10 protein-coding genes are annotated in these 8,266 nt (G+C 64.3%); 5 read left to right on the top strand and 5 right to left on the bottom strand.

Annotated elements, in window-relative coordinates; genetic code table 11:
- Positions 1 to 774: cation-transporting P-type ATPase (locus B3D39_RS18700; RefSeq protein ID WP_286789949.1), on the bottom strand; the 774-nt coding region annotated here is incomplete at its 3' end.
- 234 nt (positions 775 to 1,008) lie between these two features.
- On the opposite strand from B3D39_RS18700, the gene B3D39_RS18695 reads away from it, so the two are divergent.
- Genes B3D39_RS18695 through B3D39_RS18680 form a run of 4 tightly spaced genes read left to right on the top strand, consistent with a single transcriptional unit; the run spans position 1,009 to position 5,193 of the window.
- Complete coding sequence (locus B3D39_RS18695) at positions 1,009 to 2,268, top strand: ABC transporter substrate-binding protein (protein ID WP_274962134.1); 1,260 nt, start codon at positions 1,009 to 1,011, stop codon at positions 2,266 to 2,268.
- Between the two features lie 29 nt (positions 2,269 to 2,297).
- Positions 2,298 to 3,179: a carbohydrate ABC transporter permease gene (locus B3D39_RS18690; protein WP_078519888.1), complete on the top strand. Its 882-nt coding sequence runs from the start codon at positions 2,298 to 2,300 to the stop codon at positions 3,177 to 3,179.
- Entirely contained in the window at positions 3,176 to 4,069 is an 894-nt protein-coding gene (locus B3D39_RS18685; protein WP_274962135.1) for a carbohydrate ABC transporter permease, read from the top strand. The genes B3D39_RS18690 and B3D39_RS18685 overlap by 4 nt, the downstream gene beginning before the upstream one ends.
- 2 nt (positions 4,070 to 4,071) lie before the next feature.
- Positions 4,072 to 5,193 (top strand): ABC transporter ATP-binding protein, encoded by a 1,122-nt coding sequence (locus tag B3D39_RS18680; protein WP_274962136.1) that lies wholly within the window; start codon positions 4,072 to 4,074, stop codon positions 5,191 to 5,193.
- A 101-nt stretch (positions 5,194 to 5,294) separates the two neighbouring features.
- Here the strand turns inward: B3D39_RS18680 and B3D39_RS18675 are convergent, their stop codons facing one another.
- A complete protein-coding gene (locus tag B3D39_RS18675; RefSeq protein ID WP_078539936.1) occupies positions 5,295 to 5,915 on the bottom strand; it encodes an autoinducer binding domain-containing protein in 621 nt (206 codons plus the stop codon).
- A 108-nt stretch (positions 5,916 to 6,023) separates the two neighbouring features.
- On the opposite strand from B3D39_RS18675, the gene B3D39_RS18670 reads away from it, so the two are divergent.
- Positions 6,024 to 6,494 (top strand): autoinducer binding domain-containing protein, encoded by a 471-nt coding sequence (locus B3D39_RS18670; RefSeq protein WP_078519892.1) that lies wholly within the window; start codon positions 6,024 to 6,026, stop codon positions 6,492 to 6,494.
- Between the two features lie 84 nt (positions 6,495 to 6,578).
- On the opposite strand, the gene B3D39_RS18665 is transcribed toward B3D39_RS18670, so the two are convergent.
- The 3 genes from B3D39_RS18665 to B3D39_RS18655 form a co-directional block, all read right to left on the bottom strand.
- On the bottom strand, positions 6,579 to 7,433 hold the full coding sequence (locus B3D39_RS18665) for an SMP-30/gluconolactonase/LRE family protein (protein WP_274962137.1): 855 nt from the start codon (positions 7,431 to 7,433) through the stop codon (positions 6,579 to 6,581).
- A complete protein-coding gene (locus B3D39_RS18660; protein ID WP_274962138.1) occupies positions 7,430 to 8,038 on the bottom strand; it encodes a 2-dehydro-3-deoxy-6-phosphogalactonate aldolase in 609 nt (202 codons plus the stop codon). Before B3D39_RS18660 ends, B3D39_RS18665 begins: the two co-directional genes overlap by 4 nt.
- A partial coding sequence (locus B3D39_RS18655; RefSeq protein ID WP_286789948.1) for a 2-dehydro-3-deoxygalactonokinase occupies positions 8,035 to 8,266 on the bottom strand: 232 nt, incomplete at its 5' end. The genes B3D39_RS18655 and B3D39_RS18660, both read right to left, overlap by 4 nt.

Here is an 8,266-nt window from a genome sequence, read left to right as displayed (position 1 = left end):
TGCAAGAACGATCGTCAGCCAGACCAGTCGCTGCCCGAGCCGCGTCAACTGGTGTTCGAGCGGTGTGGGTTCCGTGCTGGCCGCCATCGCAAGCTGGCTGATCTTGCCGATCTCGGTCTCCATGCCGGTCCGCACCACCACGCCGGTTCCGGCCCCCCGTGTGACGGCCGCTCCCTTGAACCCCATATTGGTGCGATCCCCCAGCACCGCATCGGATGGTAGCGGTTTGGTGGTCTTGAGAACCGGAAGGGACTCGCCGGTCAGCACGGATTCGTCGCAATGAAGCCCCGACGCCTCGACGAGCCGCAGATCGGCGGTCACCACATCGCCCGCTTCGAGCACCACGAGATCGCCCGGCACGAGATCGCGGGCATCCACCTCGATCAGCATTCCGTCCCGACGGACGCGGGTGCGGACCTCGGCGACGCTGAACAGCGCCTCCATCGAGCGGGTGGCGCGCAACTCGGTGAAAAACCCGATCGCGCCGTTCAAGAGCAGCACGACGAGGATCGCCAGCGCCTCGACGATATCGTTGATGACCAGCGAGAACACCGTTGCCAGAACGAGAAGCGCGACGATCACCCCCTGAAACTGATGCAGCAGGATGCGCAATGCGCTTCGGGGCTTGGGACGACGCAGAGCGTTCGGGCCGTGGCGCGCGAGGCGCGTGGCGGCCTCCTCAGCGCTCAGCCCGTTCGGAAAAGGGACGGACAGACGCGCGATCACCGCCTCGGCGGTTTCGGCAAAAGCTGGCGCGGCGTCGGTATCCTGCATCACGAGGCCTTCAGTCATCCCGCGGCGATGGTAAGCCTTTCGGCAGGCAGCGCAATCGCCCGGACCTGTGTAGGGATGCCACGGGTCACACTCGCCTCTGCCCCCGTCCGCCTCACCCGTGATTCACAAATCGTTGATCGAGATCAATGACGTTCTGCGCCTGTCGTCTCAGCCTAAATCTCGTGTCGGGCTGCGATCATGGACCGCGAACTCGACCGGGAGGAGGAGGAAAACATGCACATTTGTAAAGCCATGATGGCGGTCGTGAGTGTCGCCGGCGCGCTCTCAGCGAGCGCGGCACGGGCGGATGGCACGGTCGAGGTCCTGCACTGGTGGACTTCGGGCGGCGAGGCCAAGGCCGTCGGAGAACTGAAGAAAGCCTTCGAGGCCGAGGGCGGCGAATGGATCGACTCGCCGATCGCGGGCGGTGGCGGCGATGCCGCGATGACGGCGCTGCGCGCCCGCGTCGTGGCCGGCAATCCGCCGACGGCCGTTCAGCTCAAGGGGCCGGGCATTCAGGAATGGGCCGAGCAAGGCGCGCTGAACGACGTTCAGTCCGTCGCGGACGAAGGCAACTGGGATGCGGTCCTGCCACCGGCGCTGGCCGAGATCATGAAATACCAGGGCAAATACGTCGCCGCGCCGGTCAACATCCACCGCGTCGACTGGATGTGGGCCAACCCCGAGGCGCTCAAGAAAGCGGGCGTCGAGGAGATGCCCACGACCTGGGACGAGTTCAACGCGGCCGCCGACAAGCTTCAAGCGGCGGGCATCGTACCGCTCGCCCATGGTGGTCAGCCGTGGCAGGACGCGACGCTGTTCGAAGACGTGGTGCTGGGGATCGGCGGCGCCGATTTCTTCCGCAAGGCGCTGGTGGAGCTCGACCCGGAGGCTCTGACCTCGGACATGATGGTCAAGTCCTTCGACCAGCTGCGCAAGCTGCGCGGCTATGTCGATCCGAACTTCTCGGGGCGTGACTGGAACCTTGCGACCGCGATGGTGATGCGTGGCGAGGCCGGTTTCCAGATCATGGGCGACTGGGCGAAGGGCGAATTCCTTGCCGCTGGCAAAGTACCGGAACAGGATTTCCTGTGCTGGCCCACGCCGGGCAAGGGCTTCGTGCTGAACTCGGACAGCTTCACCTTCTTCAAGGTGGAGGGCGAGGACCGCATCGAGGGCCAGAAAGTGCTCGCACGACTGATCATGTCGCCCGAGTTCCAGAAGGTGTTCAACCTCGCCAAGGGGTCGATCCCGGCGCGCACGGACGTGCCGCTCGACGATTTCGACGCCTGCGCCAAACGCTCGCATGCCGATCTGCTGGCGGCGATCGAGAACGACACGCTGGTGCCGTCGATGGCGCATGAGATGGCGGTGCCCCGCTCGGTGCGGGGCGAGTTCCTCGATCTCGTGACCGCTTTCTTCAACTCTGACATGAGTTCCGAGGACGCGGTCAAGCAACTTGCGGCCGCGATCAAGCGCGCGCAGGAAAACTAGGGCCTGCAATGCCCGGAGGCACGGGGCCCATGGCAAGGTTCGGGCGGGCGCTGGAACGGCGCCTGCCCGCGATCGTGGTCTCGCCGCTTTTCGCGGCGAGCCTGTTCTTCGTTTACGGCTTCATCCTCTGGACGGCCTATATCTCTCTGACCCGGTCGGGAGTGATGCCCAACTACGAGTTCGACGGGCTGAGCCAATATGTCCGGCTCTGGGAGACGCCCCGCTGGTATGTGGCGATCCGCAACCTCTTCGTCTTCTCGGGCCTGTTCATCTCGATCTCGATGGCGATCGGCATCCTTCTGGCGATCCTGCTCGATCAGAAGGTGCGGATCGAGGGGGTGATCCGCACGATCTACCTCTACCCGATGGCGCTGAGCTTCATCGTCACCGGCACGGTCTGGAAATGGATGCTGAACCCCGGCCTCGGGCTGGAGCGGCTGATGCATCAGGCGGGCTTCGAGAATTTCAGTTTCGACTGGTTGGTGAACTCTCATTACGCGATCTACACGGTGGTGATCGCAGCCGTCTGGCAAAGCTCCGGCTACGCGATGGCACTGTTTCTGGCGGGGCTCCGCTCGGTCGATGACGAGGTCCTGAAAGCGGCGGCGATCGACGGCGCGGGGCTGTGGCGCACCTATACCGGCATCGTGCTGCCGATGCTGCGGCCGGTGTTCTTGTCCACCGTCATCATCCTCGCCCATCTCGCGATCAAGAGCTTCGATCTGGTGATCGCGCTGACCGGCGGGGGGCCGGGCTATGCCACCGACATGCCCGCCACCTTCATGTATTCCTTCGCCTTCCAGCGCAGCGAGTTGGGCGTGGCGGCGGCGAGCGCCACGATGATGCTGATGACGGTCATCGCGATCATCGTGCCCTATCTCTACTCGGAACTGAGGAAGACCAGCGGATGAGTGGGCGCAACACAAGCGGGATCGTCCAGCGCAGGGGCCTGCATCACAGCCTGATGCGCGCCGTGCTGTTCGCCGTGCTCGGGGTGTTCTGCATCTACTACCTGATCCCGCTTCTGGTGATGATCTCGACCTCTCTGAAATCGCTGACCGAGATCCGGGAGGGCTCGCTGATCAGCCTGCCGAAAGAGTTCGACTTCAGCGCCTGGGAGAAAGCCTGGAACAGCGCCTGCGTGGGCGTACGCTGCAACGGGCTGGCACCCTATATGTGGAACTCGGTGATGATGACCGTGCCGGCGGTGGCGATCTCGACGATACTCGGCGCGCTCAACGGCTATGCGCTGACCAAGTGGCGCTTTCGCGGCGCCGACACGATCTTCGCGCTGATGTTGTTCGGCGCCTTCATCCCGTTTCAGGTGATCTTGCTGCCGATGGCGCGGGTGCTGGGCCAGCTTGGCCTTGCGGGCACGATCCCGGGGCTGATCCTCGTACACACGGTCTATGGCCTCGCTTTCACCACGCTGTTCTTCCGCAACTTCTTCATCGGGGTTTCCAGCGGCATCATTCAGGCGGCGAAAGTAGACGGGGCGGGTTTCTTCGGCATCTTCTTCAGGCTCGTGCTGCCGATGTCGCGGCCTGCGATCGTGGTCACCGTGATCTGGCAGTTCACCCAGATCTGGAACGATTTCCTGTTCGGCGTGGCCTTCACCATCGGCGACAGCAACCCGGTGACGGTGGCGCTCAACAACGTGGTGAATACCTCGACGGGGGTGAAGGAATACAATGTCGACATGGCCGCGGCGATCATCGCGGCACTGCCGACGCTGGCGGTCTATGTCGTCGCCGGAGCCTGGTTCGTGCGCGGGCTCTCGGCCGGAGCGGTGAAAGGGTAGCAATGGCAGCGGGAATTTCCCTTCAGGGCGTGCGCAAACGCTTCGGGACGAACGAGGTGATCAAGGGTATCGACCTTGAGATCGAAGCGGGCGAATTCATCGTCCTCGTCGGGCCTTCGGGCTGCGGCAAGTCCACCCTGCTCAACCTGATCGCCGGGCTCGAGACGCTGAGCGACGGCCATATCGAGATCGCCGGGCGGCTGGTCGACGACACCCCGCCGCGCGACCGCGACATCGCGATGGTGTTCCAGTCCTACGCGCTCTACCCGACCAAGACGGTGCGCGAGAACATCACCTTCGGGATGCAGACCCGCCACGTCCCGCGCGCCGAACAGGCCACCGCGGTCGAAGAGTTCAGCACGCTTTTGCAGATCCATCCCTATCTGGATCGCAAGCCCGGTCAGCTTTCGGGCGGCCAGCGCCAGCGCGTTGCGATGGGCCGGGCGCTGGTGCGTAAGCCCGAGGTCTTCCTGTTCGACGAACCCTTGTCGAACCTCGACGCGAAACTGCGGATCGAGATGCGCACCGAGATCAAGAAGCTGCACCAGCGGCTCGGCAAGACCGTCGTCTATGTCACCCACGACCAGATCGAGGCGATGACGCTGGCGACCCGGATTGCGGTGATGGATAACGGCCATATCCGTCAGGTGGCCGAACCCGGAGAGATCTACGACGATCCGGTGGACCTCTTCGTCGCGAGCTTCATGGGATCGCCATCGATGAACATGCTGCCCGGCGCCCTGCGGCGCGATGGGCAGACGGGCGCGCTGTCGGTGGAGGTGCCCGAGGGCACGGCGGGGGCGCTTCGCTTCCCCCTGCCCGCGAGGTTCACCGAGCGGGTCACAGCCCCCGACGGGCACAAGGTCGTTCTGGGGCTCCGGCCGGAGGCGATCTTCATGGCCGGGACCGAACTGCCCGGCCCCGACCGTTTCGTCTTCGAACGCCCGGTCGATCTGGTGGAGCCGACAGGCCCCGACACGATGATCGTCTTCGCCCTTGGCGAGATCGAGGTGATCGCCCGGGTCCGCCCGGAGGATGCCCTGCCCCCGGGCGCGCCCTTCAGCTTCGAGGTCGATATGGGCAAGGCCAAGGTCTTCGATGCCGAGACCGGCCTGCGCCTGTGACGCGGACTTTCGCAAGCCCCCTAAAGCCCCCGCGCCGATTGGCGCAACGCGGCTTTCGGCTATCGTCTTCGCAAGAGGAAAACCCGATGGAGCGTCAAAGCTTACAGCAGGCCGCGACTTGCAGCGATGCTCGCAGCTTCTCTCAATGTCTTGGCCCCGAGGCGGTCCGCAGCGCCCCTGAGACGGGCCTTTACCCCGCCGACGGAGAGCTGCAATTCGTGGGCGACCTGCTTGTGCAGATAGCCCTTGGAATAGAGTTGAAGGGCCTGCATCTGCGCCTCTGTCGGCATCTCGGGCTCGGCGGCATGGATGCGCGAGAGCACCGTCTCGATCTCTTCCATTTCGGAGACGTGCAGCTCTCGGTCAGCGCGCGCGAAGATTCCAAGGCTCCGCTTCGGCATCTCTTCCGTCCCATGGATCGACACGACACTTCCGAATTCGAAGCCAAATTTCCGATAGTCGCGCATGAAGTCCGTGCCGACGAAGCTGTCTATGTCCTTCCATCGCGCATAGCCCGAATTTTCCTGACACCAACGCAACAGCGGGTCGGCCAGCGCCAGTCCAGAAAAGGTATAATGATTGATCCAGTCAGCCGGAAACAGGTTCAACTCGGCCTCAGGCGCGAAGAAACCCGCCCGCAAAGCGATGTAGCAACCGGCTGGCGCGCGTTCGGCGAAAAGACTTTGAAAATCACTTAGCATCGTGTCGTTTCGATCTTCCATTCCCTCCGAGGGATTTATAGTCACCAAAGAGGAGAGCTCAATTAGGCCAAGCTAGTGCCGCGGCGTTTTGGTCAAGAATTTCTGTCAAGTTTATACAAGGATAGCTGCATGATCGACGTGCATGAAATGCGCCAGAGCTTGCAACGTCTGGGTGAAGTATCTGATTGGAAATTCGCCCTAGGGCTGCACATTCGCTTTGCCAATCCTACGCTGCTCTACCAGACATATCCACAAGAATGGATGAATTTCTACACCGCAAACGGCCTCGTATTCGTCGATCCGACGGTCAAGTGGGCGATGACCCATACAGGTATTTGTGATTGGTCCGAGCTCGCGGATCAAGACGAGAGCAATGTGTTCGGTCAGGCCGCCGAATTCGGACTGCGCTTCGGGAAGGCCATCGCGATCGGGGAGACCTCCCGGTCCGCTGGATTTTTCACACACCCTTCGCGGAAGATCGAAGACGCTGAGGCCGAGGAAGCCCGAGCGCTCCTGGAAGAGCTTCACGAGATGACGAAGGGTGTCGAGTCGTTGCCCGAGGGCGAGTTGGAGCGGCTCCGGTCTGAACTCCGTTTCTGAGACGATCCGGAAAGCCGGATCGTCCCCGAGAAAGCGCAGCAAGCCCGTGCTGTGTTCGCCCGAACTCCGCTGCACACATTGCGATCAGCCGTTCAGGCGCACCGCGGGCTCGGGTCGCCCTGCAATCCCGGCGGGGGCGCAATAGACCCGGCCCTGCGCGGCGTCGGGCGTCTCGATCCCTTCCTGAGCCGTGGTCACGAAGAGCGTCTTGAAGTCCGGCCCGCCGAATGCGGGACAGGAACTGTGCCGCCCGCCGACCGCGGTCGCCCGGTCGAAGCGCCCGTCGGGCAGGTATCGCGCCACGCGCCCTGCCCCCCATTGCGCACTCCAGAGTGCGCCCTCGGCATCGGTCTGCGCGCCGTCGGGGTTCAGGCCCTCCGCGCTCAGGTCGACGAAGATGTCCGGCGCGCCCTCGGGCCAACCCTGCGCGTCGAGCGCGATGGTCATGATCTTTCCGGTCGGGGTGTCGGCGAAATAGGCGCGTCGCCCATCGGGCGCGAAGCAGATCGAATTGGGGATGGTGATCTCGGGAAAGAGCCGCTCCACCGTGCCCTCGAAATAGCGGTAGATCGCCCCCGCGCCCGTCTCCGCGTTCTTGCCCATGGTCGACGCCCAGAAGCCGCCCATCGGATCGGCGCGGCCATCGTTGCAGCGGGTGGCGGTGCTGTCGGCCTCGATCGCGGCGAGCGGCTCATGCGCACCCGTGGAGATGTCGAAGCGGCGCAGCCCGGTCTCAGTCGAGATCACCAGCGTCTCGGCATCGACCCAGCCCGCAGCCGAAGCCATCTGCCCGATCTCCCATTCGCGCGGCCCGGTCGCGTCGCGGCTGAGCATCCGCCCCGCGAGGATGTCGAACCAGAACAGCTGGCCACGTTCGGGATGCCAGAACGGCCCCTCGCCAAGGAAACAGGCGCGGTCGTCGTAAATCTCGAAACTCATGCCGTGCAGGCCTCGTCGTAGCTGGCGACCAGCGCGCGGGCCTTCTCGGTCACGGTCTCTACGCTGTCGCCGGGTTTGTAGATAGACGAGCCAATGCCGTAGCCGGCCGCACCTGCCTTGTGCCATTCGCCCATGTTCTCGGCCGAGACGCCGCCCACCGCGTAAAGCGGCACTTCGGGCGGTAGCACAGCCCGCATCGCCTTGAGACCAATCGGCCCGATCAGCTCGCCCGGAAACAGCTTGAGCCCATCCGCCCCAGCGGCGAGCGCCGCGAAGGCCTCAGTCGGGGTCATCACACCCGGGAAGCTCTGCAGCCCTGCGGCTTTGGAGGCAGCGATCACCTCGGTGTTGCAATTGGGCGAGACGATCAGCTTCGCACCGGTCGCGGCGACGGCGGCGACCTGATCGGTCGTCAGGACCGTCCCCGCCCCGATCAGCGCGTCCGAGCCGAAGCGCTCCACCATCGCGGCGATACTGTCGAGCGGATCGGGCGAGTTCAGCGGCACCTCGATCCGGGTTACGCCCTCGGCGATCAGCGCCTCGCAGACGGGAAGGGCTTCAGCGGGGGGGATCCCGCGCAGGATGGCGATGATGGGTCGGCTCATGTGTCAGCTCCGATGGTCTGGCGCGCGGCATAGAGCCCCGCAAGGGTCACGTCTTCTGCGTCATGGCTGGCAGCTTGGATGCCGCAACCGGCCAGCGCCCGGGTATAAAGCGGGCTGAGAACCGGGCTTCCGATCAGCGCGACGGGCTGGCCCTGCCAGAGATCGCGCGTGGCGGACAGCTCCCAGCCGATCAGCAGCCCGGAGAGGCGGCATGCGGCGGCCTCGGGC

Origin of the sequence: Thioclava sp. UBA3469, assembly GCF_002378135.1 — a bacterium.
Taxonomy (GTDB): Bacteria; Pseudomonadota; Alphaproteobacteria; order Rhodobacterales; family Rhodobacteraceae; genus Thioclava; species Thioclava sediminum.
The sequence above is the reverse complement of the archived record's forward strand: the minus strand, read 5'-3'. Positions and strand labels throughout refer to the sequence as shown.